The organism is Citrobacter sp. CK206 (assembly GCF_030333125.1).
Classification (GTDB): domain Bacteria; phylum Pseudomonadota; class Gammaproteobacteria; order Enterobacterales; family Enterobacteriaceae; genus Citrobacter_B; species Citrobacter_B koseri.
Map to the genome: position 1 here is coordinate 697,160 of NZ_JAOWGM010000030.1, position 22,897 is coordinate 720,056.

Consider the following 22,897-nt stretch of genomic DNA (forward strand, 5'->3'; position numbering starts at 1 on the left):
TGAATGACCAGATAAATGGTGAAAACGGCGGAGGAACAATGCCTCCGCCAGAAGGTCAGAGTTTGGCAAATTTATCCAGCGTGCGAATAAGTTGGGTCACAAAACCGTACTCGTTATCGTACCAGGCGACGGTTTTCACCAGTTGCAGATCGCCCACTGTGCTGATTTCAGTTTGCGTGGCATCGAACACCGAACCGAAATGTGAGCCGATGATATCGGAAGAGACGATCTCTTCATCGGTATAGCCGAACGACGGATTATGGGTTGTCGCTTTCTTCAGCACCGCGTTGATCTCTTCCGCAGTGACTTTTTTCTCCAGAATCGAGACCAGTTCGGTTACAGAGCCGGTTTTCACCGGAACGCGCTGAGCATGGCCTTTAAGTTTTCCGCTCAGTTCAGGAATCACCAGACCAATGGCCTTCGCCGCGCCGGTGGTGTGGGGGATGATGTTTTCCGCCGCCGCCCGCGAAGCGCGCAGATCCTTCCCGCGCGGCCCGTCGACCAGCGACTGGGTTCCGGTGTAGGCGTGAATTGTGGTCATAGTGCCAACCTGAATGCCAAAGTTGTCATTCAGCGCTTTCGCCATCGGCGCCAGGCAGTTGGTGGTGCAGGATGCGACAGAAACAATCTGGTCGCTGGCATCCAGCGTGTCGTCATTCACGTTGAAGACAATGGTTTTCATATCGCCAGCCGGGGCGGAAATCAGCACTTTTTTAGCGCCAGCGTCGAGGTGCGCTTTGGACTTCTCGGCTGAGGTATAGAAGCCGGTGCACTCGACAATGATCCCGGCGCCAGTGGTTTTCCACGGAATATTTTTAGCCTCTTTTTCTGCGTAAACCGCAATTTTTTTGCCGTCCACAATCAGCGCGTCTTCGGTGAAATCCACACTCCAGGGGAATACGCCGTAGTTTGAGTCATATTTCAACAGATACGCGAGGATTTTAGGGGAGGTCAGGTCATTGATGGCGACAACATCAATGTCGCTTTTCACTTCCAGCAGACGACGTAACACCAGACGACCGATACGACCAAAGCCGTTAATGCCAATTTTACTCATGGTTTTCTCCTGTCAGGATGCAACGGTACGACACATTTTTTCCCTACCAGGCATAGTCCAGTCAGGCGTCCAGGGCAATAACAGATTTTGCGGCTAAGCGTAACTGGTTGAAATTGGGTGAACAAAAGTTAATGAATTTTTAACAAAAGCTCGCTATGTTGACGCTTTATTTTTTTACTCAGGACGTGTTATGAGCAATAAGTACACAAGCCTGCAAATTGGCATCCACTGGCTGGTCTTTTTACTGGTTATTGTGACCTACTGTGCAATGGAGTTGAGGGGATTTGCGCCCCGCAGCTATCGTCCGTGGATCAATATGGTTCATGTCTCGTGCGGGATGACAATCCTGGTGTTGATGGTGACGCGTCTGCTGGTCAGACTGAAATACCCGGCGCCGCCCATTGTGCCAAAACCAAAGCCGATGGTGACCGGAATGGCGCATCTTGGGCATCTGGTGATCTATCTGCTGTTTATTGTCTTGCCGATTATTGGCCTGGTGATGATGTATAACCGGGGCAATCCCTGGGTTGCGTTCGGCCTGGTGATGCCGCATGCGTCAGACGCTAATTTTGAGGTGGTGGATATGCTGAAAACCTGGCATATCACGCTGGCGAAACTGGGGTATTTTGTCATTGGCTTGCATGCCGCCGCGGCGCTGATGCATCACTACGTCTGGAAAGACAATACGCTGTTGCGCATGATGCCGCGCAAACGTTCCTGACTCTTCTCACCACCCCGCGCAATGCGGGGTTTCTTTTAGAAAACACCTGCGTGTAACCAGACCCGTGACGCAGGTGAAGAAAACGGGTCTACATCGGAAGCGGGCAGTATAGCCATTTGTCATACAAATAGCGAGATGCTGCTGTTGGTTTTACAGCCACATAACAAATCTGATAGTATACCCCCCTATAGTATGGAGGGCGTATGCCGCATTCACCTGAAGATAAAAAACGTATTCTCACTCGGGTTCGCCGTATCCGCGGGCAGGTTGACGCGCTGGAACGGGCGCTGGAGTCAGGAGAACCTTGCCTGGCGATCCTGCAACAGATTGCCGCCGTTCGCGGTGCATCTAACGGGCTGATGGGAGAGATGGTTGAGATTCACCTGAAAGATGAACTGGTCAGCGGCGACACCACGCCGGATCAACGCGCCGTGCGCATGGCTGAAATCGGCCACCTTCTGCGCGCTTATCTAAAATAAACAGATCACCTCACAATAATGGGAAGAGACAAATGAAATCACGTGCAGCAGTTGCATTTGGCCCCGGCCAGCCGTTAAAGATTGTTGAAATTGACGTCGCGCCGCCGCAAAAAGGCGAAGTGCTGGTCAAAATTACCCATACCGGCGTTTGCCATACGGATGCGTTTACGCTCTCCGGCGACGACCCGGAAGGCGTGTTCCCGGCGGTGCTGGGTCACGAAGGCGGTGGCGTGGTGGTCGACGTTGGCGAAGGCGTCACCAGTCTGAAGCCTGGCGATCATGTTATTCCGCTGTACACCGCAGAATGCGGCGAGTGTAAGTTCTGTAAATCCGGCAAAACCAACCTGTGTCAGGCGGTGCGCGCCACGCAGGGTAAAGGGTTGATGCCGGATGGCACCACCCGTTTTTCTTACAACGGCGAACCTGTCTATCACTATATGGGCACCAGCACATTCAGTGAATATACCGTTTGTGCTGAAATTTCTCTGGCGAAAGTCAATCCGCAGGCGCCGCTGGATAAAGTCTGTCTGCTGGGGTGCGGCGTCACCACAGGGATTGGCGCGGTACACAACACAGCAAAAGTAAAAGAAGGGGATAGCGTTGCGGTCTTTGGCCTGGGCGGTATCGGCCTGGCGGTGATTCAGGGAGCGGTGCAGGCGAAAGCCGGGCGTATTCTGGCGGTTGACACCAACCCGGAGAAATTCAAACTGGCGGAAGAAATGGGCGCGACCGATTTCATTAACCCGAATGACTATGACAAACCCATCCAGGATGTGATTGTTGAGCTGACCGATGGCGGCGTCGATTTCAGTTTTGAATGTATCGGTAACGTCAATGTGATGCGCGCAGCGCTGGAGTGCTGCCACAAAGGCTGGGGCGAGAGCATCATCATCGGCGTGGCTGGCGCAGGCCAGGAAATTAAAACCCGTCCGTTCCAGCTTGTTACCGGGCGCGTCTGGCGCGGTTCCGCTTTTGGCGGTGTGAAAGGGCGTAGCCAACTGCCAGGCATGGTGGAAGAGGCGATGGCGGGGAAAATTCGTCTGGACCCGTTCATTACCCATCGCTTGCCGCTTGATCAAATCAACGATGCCTTTGATTTAATGCATCAGGGCAAGTCCATTCGCACCGTTATCCATTTCGGTGATAACTGATTCACATGCCAGCGGGTCTGCCGCTGGCACTTTCCTGAATTTTCAGGAATAAATGTTGTGAAAATGTGACAAACATTCCGATTTTCACCGTAAGCAAACTTCCTGGAATGCCGATGACTATCTAACGGGCGTGTTTTATACGCAATAACCTACAAGAGAGTCGACGGTCATGGACAACACATCAACGATGCAAGCACCGCATAAGCTGGGTTTTCTGCATCATATTCGGCTGGTTCCGCTGTTTTCCTCCATTCTCGGTGGCATCCTTCTTCTGTTCGCACTCAGTTCCGGGCTGGCGGGGTACTTCCTGCTACAGGCAGATCGTGACCAGCGGGATGTGACGGACGAAATTCAGGTGCGGATGGGCTTATCCAACAGTTCTAACCATCTGCGTACCGCGCGTATCAATATGATCCATGCAGGCGCGGCGAGCCGCATTGCTGAAATGGATGACATGAAAGCCAATATCGCTGAGGCGGAGAAGCGGATTAAGCAGTCGCAGGAAGGCTTTAACGTCTTTATGGCGCGGGCGGTAAAAACACCGGCGGACGAAGCGCTGGATGCGGAGCTGAATACCCGCTTCAAAGCCTATATTGATGGCCTGCAACCTATGTTGAAATACGCCAGAAACGGCATGTTCGAGGCGATTATCAACCATGAAAACGAACAGGCCAGACCGCTCGATACCGCGTATAACACCGTATTGCTCAAGGCGATTGAGCTACGCACGGCGCGCGCGAATCAGCTTAGCGACCAGGCGCATCAGCGCAGCCAACTGGGATTGATGTTCATGATTGGGGCGTTCGCGCTGGCGCTGGTGCTTACGCTACTGACGTTTATCGCGCTCCGCCGGACGGTAATCAACCCTCTGCAACGTGCTGCGCAGCGTATTGAACAGATTGCCGCAGGCGATCTCACCATGCCGGATGATCCAACCGGACGCAGCGAAATCGGTCGCTTAAGCCGCCATCTCCAGAAGATGCAGTCCTCTCTGGGGCAAACGGTGGGAACGGTACGTCAGGGGGCGGAAGAGATTTATCGCGGCACCAGTGAGATTTCCGCCGGCAATACCGATTTGTCATCGCGTACGGAAGAGCAGGCCGCAGCAATTGAACAGACCGCAGCCAGCATGGAAGAGCTCACGGCCACGGTGAAACAAAATGCGGACAACGCGCACCATGCCAGCAAACTGGCGGAAGACGCCTCCGGCAAAGCCAGTCACGGCGGTCAGATGGTGTCTGGCGTCGTGAAAACAATGGGCAACATCTCCAATAGTTCGAAGAAAATTTCCGAGATCACCGCCGTCATCAACAGCATCGCTTTCCAGACCAATATCCTGGCGCTTAACGCGGCGGTCGAAGCGGCGCGAGCGGGTGAACAAGGGCGCGGTTTCGCCGTGGTCGCCAGTGAAGTGCGCACGCTGGCAAGCCGCAGTGCGCAGGCGGCGAAGGAAATTGAAGGGCTGATCAGCGAATCGGTCAGACTGATTGACCAGGGCTCCGGGGAAGTCGTCGCAGCAGGCAACACCATGAATGATATTGTCGATGCCGTGCGACGCGTAACGGACATTATGCTGGAGATCGCCGCAGCCTCTGATGAGCAGAGCCGTGGGATTGTGCAGGTGAGCCAGGCGATTTCCGAGATGGATAAGGTCACGCAGCAAAACGCCTCGCTGGTCGAAGAGGCCTCTGCCGCCGCCGCGTCTCTGGAAGAGCAGGCCGCTCGCTTAACCGAAGCGGTCGGGGCGTTTCGTTTGCAGGGGGGAAGTGCGATTAAACGCGCGCCGTCTGTGGACGTCGTCGCCAGTTCATCACCGCAGCCGGTAACAACCAGTGGTGATAACTGGGAAACGTTTTAAGCCTTAATATTGCCGGGTAACGACGCTAACGCGTCTTATCCGGCATTTATTTGAGGGCGCATTCAGTGCGGCATGGATTTACGGATAGCGGCGATCAGCGCCTGTGCGCCGGGAGAAAGCGGCGTGTCCACGCGGGTGAGGATGCCAATCGGTTCGCCAGCGCCCAGGGTGGGAATCGGCAGTGATACCAGCGTAGCCTGGCGCAGATCTTCTTTCACCGCGCCTGAAGGGACAAACCAGACGTAGTCATAATCAACGGTAAGCTGGCGAGACAGCGAGGCCGACAGCGTTTCGATGCAGCCAACGGGCATTTTGCAGCCCTGACTTTGTAGCAGACCTTCCGCATTCTGCCGGGGAGCGGTGCCTTTGGGCGACACGACCACTGGCCATTCCATCACACGGCTTAAGGTGACGGTTTCCTGTAATAGTGGGTGATTAGGGCGCACAACCAGCTTCAGCGACTCCAGAAACAGCAGCTCGTAATTCAGACCGCTCATCAATTCCGGGTCGGACATCCGGCCAATACCGAGGTCGATTTCCCCCGTTTTTAAGCCAGCGAGCAGCATCGGGTTATTCATGGTGGCGACCTGTAACGTCGTCTCTTTTTGCTGCTTATGGAACTGACCAATAACGGCCGGAAGGATACCCAACGCGGCGGTGGGCAATGCGCCAATGCGCACCACATCATTATTGAGGCTTTCTTTGCGATTCAACGCCTGGCCCGCGGTATTAAGCGCATCAAGCACTTTTACCGCATGGGTGAGGAACTGTTCGCCGGGCAACGTTAACTGCGCGCCGAGGCGACCGCGCTCAAAAAGGCGGGTTCCGGTCAGTTGCTCCAGCTCGTTAAGCGTTTTAGAGAGTGCAGGTTGACTCAGGTTAAGGGTTTCAGCCGCGCGCCCCAGTGTTCCTTGTTGGGCGACAGCTACAAAAGTATGAAGATGGCGCAAACGGATGCGCTGACTAAACAAGCTATTTTTTTCCATAAGCGATGTTAAAAACAGAGCGGTGCCGGTGACAAGTAAAGTTATTGGTTTTTGATAACCTGATAGCAAAATATTATTAACATCTAACTCATTTCTTTTACAAGAAGTTTGTTTTGCTTATGTTTTGTACGATTCACAGTGATGTGAGAATAATGACAATGCGTGGCGCAGAAAGCGACAGGTCATAACGTGAGTTCATACTTGAAAGAGACATCAAGCGGGTTCACAATCCTGTGCAGGGTGATGGCGTTCCACCTTATTCCAACCGCCTCGTTTCAGTAGGCTGATGACGCCTGATATGACTCTTTATCACCAGGAGCGTGTCGGGCTGGTCAATACTCTTCCGGTTCCTCATGCTTTTTCCAACAGGAAACAACAATGATATATGTAATTGGTCACCTCAATCCTGATAGCGATGCTATCTGTACGGCCATGATGACGGCGCGCTGGCTGACGTTACGCGGGCAGGAGGCAGTGGCGTTCCGCACGGGGGAAGCCAACCGTGAGACGCAGTTTATTTTTGCGCAGGCGGGGTTGCCCATTCCTGAACGATTAAGCGTTCCGCTCACCGATCGGGACGTCTGGCTGGTTGATTTTACCGAACCAGCCCAGGGGCCGGATTCTTTAGCGCAGAGTAACGTTGTTGGCATTATTGACCATCACCGCTTAGGCGGGTTGATCACCCGACTGCCGCCGGAAGTGTGGGTAAAACCTGTTGGCAGTAGCGCAACATTACTGTGGCAACTGATGACGGATGCCATTCGAAAACAGCTTTCACCCGCAGAAGCGACGTTATTACTGGGCGCCGTCCTGAGTGACACTGTCACGCTTCGTTCGCCGACAACGACCCCGGATGACCGCCTTGCGGTGGAATCGCTCAGCCAGCTCGCCGGTTTGTCTCTTGAACGCTTTAGCCGCGATCTTCTGTACGCGAAAACCAGCGTGGAAGGGATGAACGCCAGCCAGCTTCTTCAGAAGGACATGAAAACCTTTACTGTCCACGGGCAGCGGGTTTGCGTGGCGCAGCTTGAGCTGTATGCGCTGGAACAGGTTGATGCGATGATGGACGACCTGCGTGAGGAAATGGCGCGCTATGCCGCCGGGGCAGATGCGGCGCTGGTTGTTCTGATGCTCACGGATATCAATCTCGGTTATTCCCGCCTCTGGTTTGCCGGAGATGCCCAGCCGGATGTCCCGCACCCCTGCGAGGTGGAAGGGATGCTGAGCCGTAAGAAACAGATGCTCCCCTGGCTGGAACATCACCTGAATCCGCACAGGTGAGATCACACTTTGTAAATTCTTCCCACCAGAGTGAACGGCGTTTTCTACACTCCAGGTAATATTCACTGGAGGCATGACATTATGGCGAACACCATCGCGGCTGATGAGATTCGGGAACACTTTTCGCAGGCAATGTCAGCAATGTACCAGCAGGAAGTTCCACAGTACGGTACATTGCTGGAACTTGTCGCTGATGTGAATCTGACGGTACTGGAAAATAATCCCACGCTGCATGAAAAGCTGGCCAACGCGGATGAGCTGGCGCGGCTGAACGTTGAACGGCATGGTGCGATTCGGGTGGGTACGGCGCAGGAGCTTTCCACCTTGCGCCGAATGTTTGCGATTATGGGGATGTATCCCGTCAGTTATTACGACCTTTCTCAGGCGGGCGTTCCCGTTCATTCCACCGCCTTTCGCCCCATTGACGATGCGTCGCTTTCCCGCAACCCGTTTCGCGTCTTCACCTCGCTATTACGGCTGGAGTTAATTGAGAATGCGACGCTGCGCCAACGCGCGGCGGATATTCTGGCGAAGCGCGATATCTTTACGCCGCGCTGTCGCGAACTTCTGGACATCTTTGATGCGCAGGGCAATTTTACCGGGGCGCAGGCGCGGGAGTTTGTGCAGGAGGCGCTGGAGACTTTCCGCTGGCACCGGCACGCCACGGTGGACAGGGAAACGTATCAGGCATTACATAATGAACACCGTCTGATTGCTGACGTGGTGTGTTTTCCGGGGTGCCACATTAACCACCTGACGCCGCGCACGCTGGATATCGACAAAGTGCAGTTGATGATGCCGGAATGCGGTATCGAACCCAAGATCCTGATTGAAGGGCCGCCGCGCCGTGAGGTGCCGATTCTGTTACGCCAGACCAGTTTCAAGGCGCTGGAAGAGTCGGTGCTGTTTGCCGGTGAAACGGAGGGCAGCCATACGGCACGTTTTGGTGAGATTGAACAGCGCGGCGTGGCGCTGACGCCTGAAGGACGGCGGTTGTACGATGCGTTACTGCATAAGGCGGGGACGGGCAAAGATAATCTTACGCATCAGCTGCATTTGCAGGCGGTCTTTAACGCTTTCCCGGACAGCGAATTTTTACTGCGCCAGCAGGGGCTCGCCTGGTTTCGCTACCGGTTAACGCCTGCTGGTGAATCGCACCGCCAGTCTATTCATCCGGGTGACGACCCACAGCCGCTGATTGAACGCGGTTGGGTGGTGGCACAACCCATTACCTATGAAGATTTTCTGCCGGTAAGCGCGGCCGGAATATTCCAGTCTAACCTGGGTAACGAAACCCAGGCGCGCAGCCACGGCAATGCCAGCCGCGACGCCTTTGAGCAGGCGTTGGGGTGCCCGGTATATGATGAGTTTGCGCTTTATCAGGCGGCGGAAGAACGCAGTAAACGGCGTTGCGGACTGCTCTGATCGCGGTATGCTGTCGGGATGTGAAGGAAAAGGAATGCGTCATGTTGAATCCCTCCATCCCGCTTGTCGAAACGCAACAGGGAAATGTCATGGGTGTTGTGCAAAACGACATCCACATCTGGCGCGGTATACCGTATGCCGCGCCGCCTACGGGTCAGCTCCGCTGGCGGGCGCCACAGCCTGCCGCACCCTGGCAGGGCGAACGCCCTGCGAATACATTTTCATGCGCCAGCTGGCAGGATATTGAATATTGTCGCGAGCTTGGCGGGGGCGATCCGGGGCGTTTTTCCGAGGATTGCCTGTATCTGAACATCTGGGCGCCCGCGATGCGCCCGCAGCCGTTGCCGGTGATGGTCTGGCTGCATGGCGGCGGCTACACCATCGGCGCGGGAGGATTACCGCCTTACGACGGTTGTGCGCTGGCGAAGCGCGATGTCGTGGTAGTCACGCTCAATTATCGTCTTGGTCACCTGGGATTTTTTGCTCATCCGGCCCTTGATGACGAGGACGGCGAATGCGTACATAACTTCGCCTTGCTCGATCAGATCGCGGCGCTACGCTGGGTGCAGGACAATATTGCCGCTTTCGGCGGCGATGCGCAGAATGTGACGCTGTTCGGCGAGTCCGCTGGCGCGCGTAGCGTCCTGTCGTTGATGGCGTCCCCACGGGCAAAGGGCCTGTTCCATAAAGCTATTATTCAGAGTGGTTATACGTTACCGGATACGCCGCGCGAGGTCGCGCTGCAAAAGGGCATCGAACTGGCGGCGCATTTTAATTTGCCGAACGCTACTGCTGAACAGTTGCGGGCGCTACCGGCGGAGGCATTCTGGCCGCTGGGCGCACCGTTGAAAATCGCGCCGACGCCGATTTCCGGCGATGCGGTATTGCCACAGCCGATGATGGAGACCTTCTTTGCCGGAAAGCAGCACCCAATGCCGGTTCTGGTTGGCTCCAACAGCGACGAAGCGAGCGTGATGGCAGTGTTTGGCGTTGATCTCGCCGGGCAGATCGCGAAATTGCGGCGCGAACGCCGACTGGGGTTAGGGCTGATCAGGCTGCTCTATCCCGGCGTGAAAGGCGATGAAGAACTGGGGCGTCAGGTCTGCCGCGATATGGCGTTCACCACGTTGGGTTATGTGGTGATGCAGGCGCAGCAGCGGGTAGGTGAACCGTGCTGGCGATACTGGTTTGACTATGTCGCGGAAACTGAACACACAACCTACGCCAACGGCGCCTGGCACGGAAATGAAGTGCCGTATGTCTTTGATACGCTGACGCTGGCGGAACCCGCGCGCAATTACGTGAATGACAACGATCTGGCGTTTGCCCGGCATATCGCCGATTACTGGGTTAATTTCGCCCGTCACGCCAGCCGGACCTGCGATGTTCTGCATGGTCCGGTGCGCTGGCCCGCCAGCGTTCAGGGGCGGGATCGCTTGTTACGCATCGGACTGAATAAATTTGCCGGTTTTAAAGTAGAGAACCGCTTTATGGGCGCGCGGATGGCGCTGTTCAAACGGGTGATGAAACATCACGTCAGTCTGGAATAATGGCGAGATGTCCGGCAGGTTGCGCTTTTCATAACCTGAAAGCACGCCCATCTGTATTTACACGGTATTCAGTCTGTTCTTATCGACATAAAATATTTTGGCTTTTGTACAGATTATCGACAGCCAACAATTGGATTATTAATGAATTTTGTCTAGAGTGAGCGGTCAGAAACGTTGCACTTCTTGCCGCTGATAGAGACCAGCGCGGGACCATTCACACGACCAGAAGGACTCACTTTCAGGTATGGATCGTAGACGATTTATTAAAGGTTCAATGGCAATGGCCGCCGTGTGCGGTACGAGCGGTATTGCTTCACTCTTTTCCCGCGCCGCTTTCGCGGCAGAGTCTGATATTGCAGATGGTCAAACCGTCCGTTTTGACTTTTCCGTTCTGCAATCAATGGCGAACGATTTAGCGCAAAAGCCGTGGGGCGGTGAACCCCGGGCGTTACCCAATACGCTGGCGAATCTGACGCCGCAGGCCTACAACAGCATTCAGTACGATGCGGCGCACTCTCTGTGGAACAACATCGAAGGTCGCGAGCTGGATGTGCAATTTTTCCACGTAGGAATGGGCTTTCGTCGTCGCGTGCGTATGTTCTCGCTTGATGCCAGCACGCATCAGGCGCGCGAAATTCATTTCCGCCCGGAACTGTTCAAATACAATGACGCCGGTGTCGATACCCGTCAACTGGAAGGGCAGACTGACCTTGGCTTCGCGGGCTTTCGCGCCTTTAAAGCGCCTGAACTGGCGCGTCGCGACATCGTCTCCTTCCTGGGGGCAAGCTACTTCCGCGCGGTGGATGACACTTATCAGTACGGGCTGTCCGCGCGAGGCCTGGCGATAGACACCTATACCGACAGCAAAGAAGAGTTCCCGGACTTCACCGCATTCTGGTTTGAGACGGCGAAACCGGGCGACACCACGTTTACCGTGTATGCGCTGCTGGATAGCCCAAGCGTCACTGGCGCCTATAAATTTGTGATCCACTGTGAAGAGAGTCAGGTGATCATGGATGTGGAAAACCACATTTATGCGCGTAAAGACATCAAGCAGCTGGGTATCGCGCCAATGACCAGCATGTTCAGCTGCGGCAACAATGAACGCCGGATGTGCGACACTATTCATCCGCAAATTCACGACTCTGACCGCCTGGCCATGTGGCTGGGCAATGGCGAATGGATCTGCCGTCCGCTGAATAACCCGCAGAAATTGCAGTTCAACGCCTATCTCGACAATAACCCGAAAGGGTTCGGCCTGCTGCAACTTGACCGTGACTTTTCCCACTATCAGGACATCATGGGCTGGTATAACAAACGCCCAAGCCTGTGGGTGGAGCCGCGTAACAAATGGGGGAAAGGGTCTATCGGCCTGATGGAAATCCCGACGACCGGTGAAACGCTCGATAACGTGGTGTGCTTCTGGCAGCCGGAAAAAGCGATCAAAGCGGGCGATGATCTGGCATTCAAATACCGTCTTTACTGGAGCGCGCAACCGCCGGTTCGCTCGCCGTTGGCGCGCGTGATGGCGACCCGTACCGGTATGGGCGGTTTCCCCGAAGGGTGGGCGCCGGGTGAACACTACCCGGAAAAATGGGCGCGCCGCTTTGCCATTGATTTTGTCGGCGGCGACCTGAAAGCCGCTGCGCCGAAGGGGATCGAGCCTGTCATTACGCTGTCTAACGGCGAAGCGAAACAGATTGAGATCCTCTACGTCGAACCGTTCGATGGTTATCGCATCCAGTTTGACTGGTATCCGACGTCAGATTCGACCGACCCGGTGGATATGCGTATGTTCCTGCGCTGCCAGGGGGACGCCATTAGCGAAACCTGGCTGTATCAGTATTTCCCGCCGGCGCCGGATAAGCGTCGCTACGTTGATGACCGCGTGATGCGGTAATCCGCTCTGCTGCCCCGAGCCGCCACACTGCTGGCGGCTCTTTTCTCCCGACGATTCCCGGCGCATTTTCTGCTCATTATTTAAACTCGATCCCGTTCGCATTATTCCTTATGTCAAATGCGTAAGCTGACGGTGTGTACTTCAGTACACGTTTTACAGCCACTAACAGGGAGTGCGTATGTTTCCAGAATACAGAGATCTGATTTCACGACTGAAAACCGAGAATCCTCGCTTTCTTTCCTTGTTCGAAAAACACAACACCCTTGATCATGAGATTGCCCGGCTGGAAGGTTCTGACGGCAGGGGATACAGTTTGGATATTGTTCGTCTGAAGAAAGAGAAACTCCATCTGAAGGAGGATCTGCTCAGAATATTGCAGAAAGAAAGTTTGAATGAGAGCTGATTCGTTGTAGGCACTGCGCAGTCTTTGTCCTGCTTAAAAGGGTTTCCTGACAGACAAGGAAGCCCTTCCTGTTTTCAGGTATGCGGGCAAGTCTGTGATAAGCTAATAAATCCTGCTGTTGTCACCGTAAAGGATGGAGAAATGGCCGAAGTCATCACGATCAGCGAAACACTGGAACTGCGAGCGGTGGAAGAGTGCCATGTTACGCCGTTACATCAACTGGTGCTTAAAAACAAAGACTGGCTACAGGCATCGCTAAACTGGCCGCAGTTTGTCGCCAGCGAAGACGATACGCGCAAAAATGTGCAGGGTAATATGATGTTGCACCAGCGCGGCTACGCCAAAATGTTCCTTATCTTTCAGGAAGAGGAGGTGGTGGGCGTCATCTCGTTTAATCTGATAGAGCCGTTGAATAAAACCGCCTATATCGGTTACTGGCTGGATGAATCTCACCAGCGGCAGGGCATTATGTCGCGCGCGCTTCAGGCGTTTATCGGCCATTATGCCGGGCGCGGCGAGCTTCGACGCTTTGTGATTAAATGTCGGGTTGCGAACCAGGCGAGCAACCAGGTGGCGCGCCGCAATGGTTTTGAACTGGAGGGATGCCTGAAACAAGCGGAGTTTCTCAACGGGGAGTATCACGACGTCAACCTGTACGCCCGCATTATCGAGAACGCCTCAGAGTAACCCTGCCAACGGTGTTCGTGTAATATGCTGTTCACCGTTAACCACTTTTGGGCCACGCAGATGGATGCTGTCGCCATCAAAGGTTTCGATCGTCGCCCGATCGGTGATTTCCACATGATGCTCAATCAGCACGTCCCCCAGAATGCGGGCATGGCCTTCGATCAGGATATGATCGTCAAGCAGGACAGGGCCGCCGCGTAGTTCGGCATGACCACCGACCAGAACGTGATGTTTCAATACGCAGTTACCTTCAACCGTCGCGTGCTCCGCCACCTGAGCACTGTAACGCAACGTAGGGATGGCATCTTCCTCCGTTCCCGCAATAACGCGGGCGTGACCGTACACTTTGGCACAGTCGCAAAGCCAGACGTTATTCTCTTCATTTCCTTCGACGATCGCGAAATCAAACACTTCCGCGCGGTGTTCAATAAACGCCTGGGTGACTATCGCATCGCCGTAGATTTGCGCCTGATGCACAATGCGCGAGCTGCTGACGGTGGCGCGATCGTAGATTTGCAGCGTCAGGTCGCTTTCCTGAGTTAGGCCTTTTGCGGCGATAATCTCCGAATGGTGCAGAATACGAGCGTCGCCAGACAGATGACATTCACCGCGAACGAGCGAATTCTGCACGGTGACGTTGTTGCTTATCCGGGCGCCGTGACTGATCTCGGCCAGATCAATCCAGACGTTATCACCGATTTGCGCGCGATCTCTGATGATGCAGGCCTGGGTGATGCGGGCGTTGCCTGAAATCATCGCCCCGGCGAATGCGAGGGCATTCTCGTCGTAAATCCAGCAGTGTCCTTCTTGCGCCAGCACGCTTTCGTCGTCTACCCAGCCGCCAGCGGTTCCGGCTTTGACGTCGTTAAAGTCGGTAAGGGCAATGAGCTGGCGCAGCAGGACGCTTTTCTTGTGGCCGTTATCCTGATAACTAAAGGCACGCGATTCTTCACTCAGGTGATATTTGCTCATGGGGAATTTCCCTTTGCTCGCTTAAGATAACCGTAGCAAATTTTTCAGCACTGGCTAAACAGGGCGAAATTCCATAAAATGCATTTAAAATATACTTTATAAATTAAACAAAATGAGTAAGAACAAGCAGAGCGACCGGGTGCTTAATCTTCCGGCTGGCTATTTTGGGATGGTACTGGGCACCATTGGCATGGGCTTCGCGTGGCGCTATGCCAGCCATATCTGGCCCGTCAGTCACTGGATTGGCGATGGCCTGGTGATCCTGGCAATGATCATCTGGAGCTTGCTGACGCTTGCCTTTCTTAACCGTCTGCTGCGTTTTCCACAGAGCGTACTGGCGGAGGTACGGCATCCGGTAAAGAGCAGTTTTGTCAGCCTTTTTCCTGCGACCACGATGCTGGTGGCGATTGGTTTTGTCCCCTGGTGTCGTGGGTTAGCCGTGGGATTGTTCAGCATTGGCGTCGTGGTGCAACTGGCTTATGCCGCATGGCAAACGGCGGGACTCTGGCGCGGTTCGCATCCTGAAGAGGCGACAACGCCGGGGCTGTATCTGCCGACGGTAGCGAATAACTTTATTAGCGCGATGGCCTGCGGCGCGTTGGGTTACAACGACGCCGGGCTGGTCTTTTTAGGGGCTGGCGTATTCTCGTGGCTGAGTCTGGAACCCGTTATTTTGCAACGTTTGCGCAGTTCCGGTGAATTACCGGCGGTGCTGCGCACATCGCTGGGCATTCAGTTGGCTCCGGCGTTAGTGGCCTGTAGCGCCTGGCTGAGCGTCAACGGCGGAGAAGGCGATACGCTGGCGAAAATGCTGTTTGGCTATGGCTTGCTGCAATTGCTTTTCATGCTGCGCCTGATGCCGTGGTATCTGTCGCAGCCGTTTAATGCCTCTTTCTGGAGCTTCTCGTTCGGCGTTTCAGCGCTGGCGACGACAGGGCTGCATTTAGGGCACGCCAGCGCGTCGGGATTTTTTCATACGCTGGCGATTCCGTTGTTTATTTTTACCAATTTTATCATAGCGTTATTGCTCGTACGCACGTTTGCGCTGCTGATGCAGGGGAAACTTCTCGTGCGCACAGAACGCGCCGCATTACTGAAATCTGAGGATAACTAATGACCCTTCGTGACGAAAATTACTTTACTGAAAAATACGATTTAACCCGCACGCACTCCGACGTCGTTGAGGCGGCAAAGGTGGTCGCGCCGGGTAAAACGTTGGATCTGGGCTGCGGAAATGGCCGTAATAGCCTCTATCTGGCGGCGAACGGCTATGACGTTACCGCCTGGGATAAGAATCCGATGAGCATCGCCAACGTTGAGCGCATCAAAGCGGCGGAAGGGCTGGAAAACCTGCAAGCAAAGGTGGTTGACCTTAACGCGTTAAGCTTCGAAGGCGACTACGATTTTATTCTCTCAACGGTCGTGATGATGTTCCTGGAAGCGAAAACCATTCCGGGGCTGATTGCCAATATGCAGCGCTGCACCAAACCGGGCGGGCATAACCTGATTGTGGCGGCAATGGATACGGAAGATTTCCCCTGCACCGTGGGTTTCCCGTTTGCGTTTAAAGAAGGGGAACTGCGCCGTTACTACGAAGGCTGGGAATTGCTGAAATACAACGAGGATGTGGGTGAACTTCACCGCACGGACGCCAACGGCAACCGCATCAAACTGCGTTTTGCGACGCTGCTGGCGCGTAAAAGCGCATAACGCAATTTTATGATAGCGTTGCAGGCCTGATACGGCCTGCAACTCGCCGTGTTGAATTTGTGCTGGCGATACCATTTATAGTCCATCCAGATTAGTTTCCTTTTGCTACTATTCCAATTGCATATCTGCAAAAACAAAAGGGATAGTTTCCATGCGTACTCATACTTTATTTAAAGTTGCAGTGCTTTCTGGCTTATTGGCTTTATCTGGCTGTGCGTCAAAAATCACTCAGCCGGATAAATATTCTGGGTTCTTAAAAGATTATTCAGGGCTGAAAGAAACAACCTCCGCAACGGGAAAACCGGTGCTCCGTTGGGTTGACTCCAGCTTTGATGAGTCTAAATATGACAGCATCGTCTGGAACCCGATAACCTACTATCCGGTGCCGAAACCCACAACGCAGGTCGGGCAGCAGGTTCTGGATAAATTACGAAGCTATACCGATACCCAACTGAAAACGGCCATTGAGAAACGTAAACCTCTGGTGACGACCCCAGGGCCGCGTAGCCTGATTTTCCGCGGCGCGATAACCGGCGTTGATACCAGCAAAGAGGGGCTGCAATTCTATGAAGTGGTGCCGGTCGCCCTGGTGGTTGCGGGTACGCAGATGGCGACAGGCCATCGCACAATGGATACGCATCTTTACTTTGAAGGCGAGCTGATTGATGCCGCCACCAATAAACCGGTGGTGAAAGTGGTTCGTCAGGGCGAGGGTAAAGACCTGAGCAACGAAAATACGCCGATGGCGTTTGAAACGTTGAAAGAAGTGATTGATGACATGGCGACTGATGCCACCATGTTTGATGTCGGTAAAAAATAAGTTCACGCGCCATCTTCGGATGGCGCGTTTTTTTATACCGCCCGGCGACGGTAAATTAATTTACTCATTAACGCCTCTGGACGCGTGAACATCACCAGATTGCCAACCAGGATCAGCACTAATCCAACAACGGCATTCATTTGCCAGACGTAACCTTCGTAGAGTGTGGATATTGTCAGCGCCACCAGAGGAAACAGCAGCGTACTGTAGGCCGCGTTGCCAGGGCCGATGCGTCCCACCAGAGTAAAATACGCGCCAAACGCGATAACGGAACCGAATATTGCCAGATACAGCAGGGCGCCGAGGTAGCTCAACGTCCATTGCGGCGTGAAGTTATCGCCGCGTATACAGGCAATGGCGGCGATCAGCAGCGTGCCGTACAGCATCGCCCAGCTGTTGGTGGTCATGACTTCCAGACCTTTTCTCTGATGGCGCATGCTGATCATATTGCCCAAAGAGAAGCCAAACGTTCCCAGCGCGCTCAGACCAATCCCCAGTAACAGCGAGTGGTTCCAGCCGCTGTTGGCCAGATCCTGCCAGAACAACGTGATAATGCCCGTTAATCCCAGACCGGCAGCGTAATAAAAGCGTAGCGGCGGTTTATGTCCGAAGAACACAAAGCTGTTAACCGCATTGAACAGTACGGCCATTGAGAAAATGACGGACTCCAGCCCCGTGTTGATCCAGGCGGCGGCGCTATAAAAACACCAGAAATTAAAGCAGAAGACGCATCCGCCCTGTAACAGGCAAAACAGGTGGTCGCGCCCGGATAATTTTCGTAATTTCCCGCTCGCCAGCAGGATGAGCATCATTAACGCGCTGGCGACGGCAAACCGCCAGAAAATGGACACGGGCGCCGATACCGGGCCTTGTTGCAGATAAATCGCAATCCAGGTGGTTCCCCAAATGACAACCACCAGACAGTATAATAATGCGTTCATAACACTCTCTTCTTTATCTTTATTATCCGAAGAAGGAATGTGACATGTAAAAAATGCGCGCGCTTGCACCGGTTTGCGGATGACTTGCAAAATCTTGCGCTTTTTTGCCGCTGTCTGAGCGGTGAGGGCTGGAAACGGGTCGTGGCTGTTATAGACTGAGATTCTACTTATTACTGCTTTGTGATGTGATGGTATGTCTCAGTCTTATGATGCCTTTGAAAATTTACGCAAACATAATGCCGTGCTGCATGACTCGGTTGCGTTGCATTCGGGTGTCCAGCTGGCGGCATGGTCAAATAAACGTGACAACATTACGCAATATTGCGATCACCATACTCTCAGCCTGTATGTCGCTGACGGCTACGAGAGCTACCACAAAACGCCGGGCGGCTGGAAGAATGGTGGGGGGCCGGATCGCTTCTGTCTGATGCCAAAAGAGAGTGAGTCCGTCTGGGACATTCGCGACGACCTGTCGTTTGTCCATCTCTACTGTACAGATGCCCATCTGCGGGATGTTGGGGAAAAGGTCTGGGATAAAAGCCCGTACAGCTTTACCCTGGATGAGCGCACCTTTGGCAACGATCCGGGAATAACGGCGGTTTATCGCCAGTTCCTGCTGGGAAATGACTGGCAGCAACCAGCGAATCATATGACGCTCAGCGCCGCCTCGTCACTGCTGTTGACGCATCTGGTGCAGCATTACAGTAACGTGCAGTGGCGTCTCCCGACGGTTACTGGCGGGTTGGCGCCCGCCACGCTGCGCAATGTGCTGGCGTACATTGAAGCGCATCTTGCTGAGCCGCTGACGCTAAGCGATCTGGCGCGCGAGGCGGCATTGAGCGAATTTCATTTCGCCAGAATGTTTCGCCAGTCGATGAACATGGCGCCGCACCAGTACGTGATGCAGCGGCGTATGGCGCTGGCACAGCAATGGGTCTGCCATTCAACCCGTTCGCTGTCAGAGATCGCGATGGCCTGCGGATTCAGTTCAGCGAGCCATTTCAGCAATCGCTTTAAGCAGGTGACCGGTAAGACGCCGTCGCAGTTACGCGCGGCGAGCAAACGATAGCACCCCGTAGCAGACGCCTCCGACTACCAGTCCCCAAAACGCAGAGCCAATGCCCAGCAGCGTCAACCCGCTTGCAGTGACGAGAAAGGTCACGATAGCGGCATCACGCTCCGTTTCATTAAGCAATGCCTGGTACAGACTACCGCTGATTGTTCCCAGCAGCGCCAGCCCGGCCAGCATCTGAATCCAGCTTACGGGCAGGGCGGCCATCAGAGCGGTAACGGAACCGCCAAACAATCCCGCCAGCAGATAGAACCCACCTGCGACAGCCGCAGCCAGCCAGCGACGCCCGGCGTCCGGGTGCGCTTCGGGACTCTGGCAAATGGCGGCGGTAATAGCGGCAATGCATATGGAGTAGACGCCAAAGGGAGATAAAACCAGCGCCAGCAGCCCTGTAAATACGATCAGCGGCGAAACCGGAAGGGAGTAACCGGAGGCTTTCATCGTGGCGATACCGGGCGCGTTTTGTGACGCCATTGTCACCAGAAACAGTGGAATGGCGACGCCGAGGCTATGAGCAAGCGAAAAATGGGGCGCGATAAACACCGGTAACACCGGGGAGAGGGTTATGCCATGCGTGACAATGTCACCTTTCTTGCCCGCAACCAGAATACCGACAACCATTGCGGCGATAACAGCATAGCGCGGCGCCAGCACTTTCAGCGCTAACCACGCCAGCAGCATACTGCCGCACAGAAACAGCTCGCCATCCAGATGACCGAACGCCTGCAAACCAAAACGCAATAAAATACCGGCCAGCATCGCGGCGGCAAGAGAATGCGGAATCACCTGCATTAAGCGGGCAAACAACCCGGTTACGCCGCACAGAACGATTAACGCATTTGCGACAATAAATACGCCGATGGCCTCCGCAAGCGTGAGCCCCTGCAAGCCGGTAACCAGTAACGCGGCGCCGGGCGTTGACCATGCCGTCAGTACCGGAGCACGATACCATAGGGTTAACGCCAGCGTACTGACGCCCATCGCGATGCCAAGCGCCGTCATCCATCCGGCAATTTGTCCGGTTGATGCGCCGGCGGCAATCGCGGCTTGCCAGATGATTGCCGCTGAGCTTGCATAGCCGACCAGGACCGCAACGAAACCAGACAACACGGTTGGCAGAGGAAGTGAAAATGACCGCATGATTGCCCCTTGTGCGTTATAACGGTCACAAACTGTAGCATTGTGCGCTATAGCGCACAAGTGATAGACTGCGGCTTTACCGGAGGAGAAAAATGGACAACCTGACCCATTATCTGGCGACGACGCTGAAGGCGCTGCGCCAACAGCGAGAATGGAGTCTGTCGCGTCTGGCGGAAGCGACAGGGGTTTCAAAAGCAATGCTCGGCCAGATAGAGCGCAACGAATCCAGCCCGACGGTATCCACATTATGGAAGATTGCCACCGGTTTGAATGTCCCGTTTTCAACGTTTATCTCCCCGCCGGAAGCGGAGGATCTCCCGACCTTCGACCCGCAGCAACAGGCAATGGTGATCACGCCGCTGTTTCCGTGGGACCCGCAGCTCCGTTTTGACCATTTTTCAATATTGATGGCCCCGGGCGCGCTTAGCGAATCGACGCCGCATGAGACAGGCGTCATCGAACATGTGGTGGTGATTCAGGGAACGCTGGATATGTGTATTGCCGGGGAATGGCGCACGCTCAAATCCGGCGAAGGCGTGCGTTTTGCGGGCGATGCCGCCCATGCGTATCGTAATAGCAGCGACCAGACGGTTCACTTTCACTCCTTGATCCATTACCCACATAGTTAGACGGGAAAAGTATTCCGAAACGTCGCGCTTCTGACTACAATAGCCGCCATTTTGCTGTTATTGGATGATATTAACCGTATGCGCCAGCAACCTCATCACCTTGAACTGTTAAGTCCGGCACGCGATACCGTCATTGCTCGTGAAGCGATCTTACATGGCGCCGATGCTGTTTACATCGGCGGGCCGGGCTTCGGCGCGCGGCATAATGCCAGTAACAGCCTGAAAGATATCGCGGAACTGGTGCCTTTTGCGCATCGCTATGGCGCGAAGATCTTTGTGACGTTAAACACCATTCTGCATGATGATGAGCTTGAGCCCGCGCAACGGCTGATTACCGATCTGTACCAGACCGGCGTCGATGCGCTGATTGTGCAGGATATGGGCATCCTGGAACTGGACATCCCTCCCATTGAACTGCATGCCAGTACGCAGTGTGATATCCGCAGCGTTGAAAAGGCGAAATTCCTTGCCGACGTCGGTTTCACCCAGATTGTGCTGGCGCGCGAACTGAGTCTGAGCCAGATCCAGTCGATTCATCAGGCCACCGACGCCACTATTGAGTTTTTCATCCACGGCGCGCTGTGCGTGGCTTATTCCGGGCAGTGCTATATCTCTCATGCGCAGACCGGTCGCAGCGCTAACCGTGGCGACTGTTCCCAGGCCTGTCGCCTGCCGTACACCTTAAAAGACGATCAGGGGCGGGTGGTCTCGTACGAAAAACACCTGTTGTCGATGAAAGATAATGACCAGACGGCCAATCTGGGCGCGTTGATCGATGCCGGCGTGCGTTCCTTCAAAATTGAAGGACGCTACAAAGACATGAGCTATGTGAAGAACATCACGGCGCACTATCGCCAGATGCTGGATGCGATTATCGAGGAGCGTGGCGACCTGGCGCGGGCTTCCGCCGGTCGTACTGAGCACTTTTTTATTCCTTCTACGGATAAAACCTTCCATCGCGGTAGTACCGACTATTTTGTTAACGCCCGTAAAGGGGATATCGGCGCGTTCGATTCGCCAAAATTTATCGGTTTGCCGGTAGGCGAAGTCGTCAAAGTGGCAAAAGATCACCTGGACGTTGAGGTGACGGAACCGTTATCCAACGGCGATGGCCTGAATGTGCTGATCAAACGTGAAGTGGTGGGATTTCGCGCCAATACGGTGGAGAAGACGGGGCAGAACCGTTATCGCGTCTGGCCAAATGAAATGCCGTCCGACCTGCATAAAGTGCGCCCGCATCATCCGCTGAACCGTAATCTCGACCACAACTGGCAGCAGGCGTTAACCAAAACCTCCAGCGAACGCCGGGTGGCGGTGGATATCGCGTTAGGCGGCTGGCAGGAACAGCTAATTCTGACGCTGACCAGCGAAGAGGGCGTGAGCGTCACCCATACGCTGGAGGGACAGTTTGACGAGGCGAACAACGCCGAAAAAGCGTTGAACAACCTGAAAGAAGGCGTGGCGAAGCTGGGACAGACGATGTACTACGCACGTAGCGTTGAGGTGAATCTCCCCGGCGCACTGTTCGTGCCGAACAGTTTACTCAACCAGTTCCGTCGCGAAGCGGCAGAAATGCTGGATGCGGCGCGTCTGGCGAACTATCAACGCGGCAGCCGTAAGCCGGTGGCGCAACCAGCCCCGGTCTACCCGGAAACGCATTTGAGCTTCCTGGCTAACGTCTACAATCACAAAGCGCGCGCGTTTTATCATCGCTACGGCGTTCAACTGATCGACGCGGCGTATGAGGCGCACCAGGAGAAGGGCGATGTGCCAGTGATGATCACCAAACATTGTTTGCGCTTTGCCTTTAACCTGTGCCCGAAACAGGCGAAAGGGAATATCAAAAGCTGGAAAGCAACGCCGATGCAACTGGTACACGGCGATGAAGTATTGACGCTGAAGTTTGATTGCCGTCCGTGCGAAATGCACGTTATCGGCAAGATCAAAAATCATATTCTGAAAATGCCCTTGCCCGGCAGCGTTGTCGCCTCCGTAAGCCCGGAAGATCTGATGAAAACGCTGCCAAAACGTAAAAGCTAAGTCAGCGGCTGGCCGGGAACGCTGAGCGTCACCCGGCCACGCCTGATGTACCTTAAACCCCCTCTCACCATAGTT

Annotated in this window: 21 protein-coding genes and 1 riboswitch; of the genes, 16 read left to right on the forward strand and 5 right to left on the reverse strand. The window is 54.5% G+C overall.

Going from position 1 to position 22,897, the window contains the following annotated elements; genetic code table 11:
- Positions 1 to 55 precede the first annotated feature (55 nt).
- Positions 56 to 1,057 (reverse strand): type I glyceraldehyde-3-phosphate dehydrogenase, encoded by a 1,002-nt coding sequence (gap, locus tag OGX81_RS20495; protein ID WP_104868635.1) that lies wholly within the window; start codon positions 1,055 to 1,057, stop codon positions 56 to 58.
- A gap of 190 nt (positions 1,058 to 1,247) precedes the next feature.
- Between gap and cybB the strand changes: the two genes are divergently transcribed.
- The 4 genes from cybB (at position 1,248) to OGX81_RS20515 (ending at position 5,266) form a co-directional block, all read left to right on the forward strand.
- The gene (gene cybB / locus OGX81_RS20500) at positions 1,248 to 1,778 is read left to right on the forward strand and encodes a cytochrome b561 (protein ID WP_012132327.1); all 531 of its coding nucleotides are present in this window, start codon (positions 1,248 to 1,250) and stop codon (positions 1,776 to 1,778) included.
- Positions 1,779 to 1,981: 203 nt separating this feature from the next.
- Positions 1,982 to 2,257 (forward strand): metal/formaldehyde-sensitive transcriptional repressor, encoded by a 276-nt coding sequence (locus OGX81_RS20505; RefSeq protein ID WP_012132328.1) that lies wholly within the window; start codon positions 1,982 to 1,984, stop codon positions 2,255 to 2,257.
- 32 nt (positions 2,258 to 2,289) lie between these two features.
- Positions 2,290 to 3,408 carry an S-(hydroxymethyl)glutathione dehydrogenase/class III alcohol dehydrogenase gene (locus OGX81_RS20510; protein WP_012132329.1) on the forward strand — a complete coding sequence of 373 codons (1,119 nt, stop codon included), beginning with the start codon at positions 2,290 to 2,292 and terminating at the stop codon, positions 3,406 to 3,408.
- A 169-nt stretch (positions 3,409 to 3,577) separates the two neighbouring features.
- Entirely contained in the window at positions 3,578 to 5,266 is a 1,689-nt protein-coding gene (locus OGX81_RS20515) for a methyl-accepting chemotaxis protein (RefSeq protein WP_012132330.1), read from the forward strand.
- Positions 5,267 to 5,328: 62 nt separating this feature from the next.
- Here the strand turns inward: OGX81_RS20515 and OGX81_RS20520 are convergent, their stop codons facing one another.
- Entirely contained in the window at positions 5,329 to 6,252 is a 924-nt protein-coding gene (locus OGX81_RS20520) for a LysR substrate-binding domain-containing protein (RefSeq protein WP_012132331.1), read from the reverse strand.
- A 230-nt stretch (positions 6,253 to 6,482) separates the two neighbouring features.
- A riboswitch (Fluoride riboswitch) is annotated at positions 6,483 to 6,555 on the forward strand.
- A 75-nt stretch (positions 6,556 to 6,630) separates the two neighbouring features.
- Between OGX81_RS20520 and OGX81_RS20525 the strand changes: the two genes are divergently transcribed.
- The 6 genes from OGX81_RS20525 (at position 6,631) to rimL (ending at position 13,498) form a co-directional block, all read left to right on the forward strand.
- The gene (locus OGX81_RS20525; protein ID WP_012132332.1) at positions 6,631 to 7,533 is read left to right on the forward strand and encodes a DHHA2 domain-containing protein; all 903 of its coding nucleotides are present in this window, start codon (positions 6,631 to 6,633) and stop codon (positions 7,531 to 7,533) included.
- Positions 7,534 to 7,614: 81 nt separating this feature from the next.
- Positions 7,615 to 8,958: a 2-oxoadipate dioxygenase/decarboxylase HglS gene (gene hglS / locus OGX81_RS20530; protein ID WP_104868636.1), complete on the forward strand. Its 1,344-nt coding sequence runs from the start codon at positions 7,615 to 7,617 to the stop codon at positions 8,956 to 8,958.
- 41 nt (positions 8,959 to 8,999) lie between these two features.
- On the forward strand, positions 9,000 to 10,508 hold the full coding sequence (locus OGX81_RS20535) for a carboxylesterase/lipase family protein (protein WP_047463628.1): 1,509 nt from the start codon (positions 9,000 to 9,002) through the stop codon (positions 10,506 to 10,508).
- 244 nt (positions 10,509 to 10,752) lie between these two features.
- Positions 10,753 to 12,408, forward strand: coding sequence for a glucan biosynthesis protein D (locus OGX81_RS20540; RefSeq protein ID WP_104868637.1), 1,656 nt, complete (start codon positions 10,753 to 10,755; stop codon positions 12,406 to 12,408).
- 178 nt (positions 12,409 to 12,586) lie between these two features.
- The gene (locus OGX81_RS20545; RefSeq protein ID WP_012132337.1) at positions 12,587 to 12,811 is read left to right on the forward strand and encodes an HP1242/YdcH family protein; all 225 of its coding nucleotides are present in this window, start codon (positions 12,587 to 12,589) and stop codon (positions 12,809 to 12,811) included.
- A 141-nt stretch (positions 12,812 to 12,952) separates the two neighbouring features.
- Positions 12,953 to 13,498 carry a 50S ribosomal protein L7/L12-serine acetyltransferase gene (gene rimL / locus OGX81_RS20550; RefSeq protein WP_012132338.1) on the forward strand — a complete coding sequence of 182 codons (546 nt, stop codon included), beginning with the start codon at positions 12,953 to 12,955 and terminating at the stop codon, positions 13,496 to 13,498.
- Here rimL and ydcK read toward each other — a convergent pair.
- Positions 13,490 to 14,470 carry a YdcK family protein gene (ydcK, locus tag OGX81_RS20555; RefSeq protein ID WP_104868638.1) on the reverse strand — a complete coding sequence of 327 codons (981 nt, stop codon included), beginning with the start codon at positions 14,468 to 14,470 and terminating at the stop codon, positions 13,490 to 13,492. The two genes, rimL and ydcK, sit on opposite strands and share 9 nt — an antisense overlap.
- A gap of 112 nt (positions 14,471 to 14,582) precedes the next feature.
- On the opposite strand from ydcK, the gene tehA reads away from it, so the two are divergent.
- From tehA to OGX81_RS20570, 3 genes are all read left to right on the forward strand, one after another.
- Positions 14,583 to 15,584, forward strand: coding sequence for a dicarboxylate transporter/tellurite-resistance protein TehA (tehA, locus tag OGX81_RS20560; RefSeq protein WP_058669188.1), 1,002 nt, complete (start codon positions 14,583 to 14,585; stop codon positions 15,582 to 15,584).
- Positions 15,584 to 16,180 carry a tellurite resistance methyltransferase TehB gene (gene tehB, locus OGX81_RS20565; RefSeq protein WP_012132341.1) on the forward strand — a complete coding sequence of 199 codons (597 nt, stop codon included), beginning with the start codon at positions 15,584 to 15,586 and terminating at the stop codon, positions 16,178 to 16,180. The genes tehA and tehB overlap by 1 nt, the downstream gene beginning before the upstream one ends.
- 151 nt (positions 16,181 to 16,331) lie before the next feature.
- Entirely contained in the window at positions 16,332 to 17,000 is a 669-nt protein-coding gene (locus OGX81_RS20570; RefSeq protein ID WP_047463635.1) for a DUF3313 domain-containing protein, read from the forward strand.
- Between the two features lie 32 nt (positions 17,001 to 17,032).
- On the opposite strand, the gene OGX81_RS20575 is transcribed toward OGX81_RS20570, so the two are convergent.
- The gene (locus OGX81_RS20575; RefSeq protein WP_187305306.1) at positions 17,033 to 17,941 is read right to left on the reverse strand and encodes a DMT family transporter; all 909 of its coding nucleotides are present in this window, start codon (positions 17,939 to 17,941) and stop codon (positions 17,033 to 17,035) included.
- 193 nt (positions 17,942 to 18,134) lie between these two features.
- Between OGX81_RS20575 and OGX81_RS20580 the strand changes: the two genes are divergently transcribed.
- Positions 18,135 to 19,010, forward strand: a complete 876-nt coding sequence (locus OGX81_RS20580) for an AraC family transcriptional regulator (RefSeq protein ID WP_012132344.1) — start codon at positions 18,135 to 18,137, stop codon at positions 19,008 to 19,010.
- On the opposite strand, the gene OGX81_RS20585 is transcribed toward OGX81_RS20580, so the two are convergent.
- A complete protein-coding gene (locus OGX81_RS20585; RefSeq protein WP_104868640.1) occupies positions 18,987 to 20,153 on the reverse strand; it encodes a benzoate/H(+) symporter BenE family transporter in 1,167 nt (388 codons plus the stop codon). The genes OGX81_RS20580 and OGX81_RS20585 overlap by 24 nt on opposite strands.
- A gap of 92 nt (positions 20,154 to 20,245) precedes the next feature.
- Here OGX81_RS20585 and OGX81_RS20590 point away from each other — a divergent pair, with 92 nt between their 5' ends.
- Together OGX81_RS20590 and OGX81_RS20595 are read left to right on the forward strand one after the other, a co-directional pair.
- On the forward strand, positions 20,246 to 20,782 hold the full coding sequence (locus tag OGX81_RS20590) for a helix-turn-helix domain-containing protein (RefSeq protein WP_104868641.1): 537 nt from the start codon (positions 20,246 to 20,248) through the stop codon (positions 20,780 to 20,782).
- A 78-nt stretch (positions 20,783 to 20,860) separates the two neighbouring features.
- On the forward strand, positions 20,861 to 22,822 hold the full coding sequence (locus tag OGX81_RS20595; protein ID WP_104869133.1) for a peptidase U32 family protein: 1,962 nt from the start codon (positions 20,861 to 20,863) through the stop codon (positions 22,820 to 22,822).
- Positions 22,823 to 22,897 lie beyond the last annotated feature (75 nt).

What these genes read in the sequence shown, in the direction of transcription:
- OGX81_RS20545 (WP_012132337.1), top strand. Translation starts at nt 12,587, where the DNA reads ATGTTTCCAGAATACAGAGATCTGATTTCACGACTGAAAACCGAGAAT.
- OGX81_RS20510 (WP_012132329.1), top strand. Translation starts at nt 2,290, where the DNA reads ATGAAATCACGTGCAGCAGTTGCATTTGGCCCCGGCCAGCCGTTAAAG.
- OGX81_RS20575 (WP_187305306.1), bottom strand. Translation starts at nt 17,941, where the DNA reads ATGAACGCATTATTATACTGTCTGGTGGTTGTCATTTGGGGAACCACC.
- OGX81_RS20570 (WP_047463635.1), top strand. Translation starts at nt 16,332, where the DNA reads ATGCGTACTCATACTTTATTTAAAGTTGCAGTGCTTTCTGGCTTATTG.
- OGX81_RS20540 (WP_104868637.1), top strand. Translation starts at nt 10,753, where the DNA reads ATGGATCGTAGACGATTTATTAAAGGTTCAATGGCAATGGCCGCCGTG.
- OGX81_RS20590 (WP_104868641.1), top strand. Translation starts at nt 20,246, where the DNA reads ATGGACAACCTGACCCATTATCTGGCGACGACGCTGAAGGCGCTGCGC.
- rimL (WP_012132338.1), top strand. Translation starts at nt 12,953, where the DNA reads ATGGCCGAAGTCATCACGATCAGCGAAACACTGGAACTGCGAGCGGTG.
- tehA (WP_058669188.1), top strand. Translation starts at nt 14,583, where the DNA reads ATGAGTAAGAACAAGCAGAGCGACCGGGTGCTTAATCTTCCGGCTGGC.
- gap (WP_104868635.1), bottom strand. Translation starts at nt 1,057, where the DNA reads ATGAGTAAAATTGGCATTAACGGCTTTGGTCGTATCGGTCGTCTGGTG.
- OGX81_RS20525 (WP_012132332.1), top strand. Translation starts at nt 6,631, where the DNA reads ATGATATATGTAATTGGTCACCTCAATCCTGATAGCGATGCTATCTGT.
- OGX81_RS20515 (WP_012132330.1), top strand. Translation starts at nt 3,578, where the DNA reads ATGGACAACACATCAACGATGCAAGCACCGCATAAGCTGGGTTTTCTG.
- OGX81_RS20585 (WP_104868640.1), bottom strand. Translation starts at nt 20,153, where the DNA reads ATGCGGTCATTTTCACTTCCTCTGCCAACCGTGTTGTCTGGTTTCGTT.
- OGX81_RS20595 (WP_104869133.1), top strand. Translation starts at nt 20,861, where the DNA reads ATGCGCCAGCAACCTCATCACCTTGAACTGTTAAGTCCGGCACGCGAT.
- OGX81_RS20535 (WP_047463628.1), top strand. Translation starts at nt 9,000, where the DNA reads ATGTTGAATCCCTCCATCCCGCTTGTCGAAACGCAACAGGGAAATGTC.
- ydcK (WP_104868638.1), bottom strand. Translation starts at nt 14,470, where the DNA reads ATGAGCAAATATCACCTGAGTGAAGAATCGCGTGCCTTTAGTTATCAG.
- hglS (WP_104868636.1), top strand. Translation starts at nt 7,615, where the DNA reads ATGGCGAACACCATCGCGGCTGATGAGATTCGGGAACACTTTTCGCAG.
- cybB (WP_012132327.1), top strand. Translation starts at nt 1,248, where the DNA reads ATGAGCAATAAGTACACAAGCCTGCAAATTGGCATCCACTGGCTGGTC.
- OGX81_RS20520 (WP_012132331.1), bottom strand. Translation starts at nt 6,252, where the DNA reads ATGGAAAAAAATAGCTTGTTTAGTCAGCGCATCCGTTTGCGCCATCTT.
- OGX81_RS20505 (WP_012132328.1), top strand. Translation starts at nt 1,982, where the DNA reads ATGCCGCATTCACCTGAAGATAAAAAACGTATTCTCACTCGGGTTCGC.
- OGX81_RS20580 (WP_012132344.1), top strand. Translation starts at nt 18,135, where the DNA reads ATGTCTCAGTCTTATGATGCCTTTGAAAATTTACGCAAACATAATGCC.
- tehB (WP_012132341.1), top strand. Translation starts at nt 15,584, where the DNA reads ATGACCCTTCGTGACGAAAATTACTTTACTGAAAAATACGATTTAACC.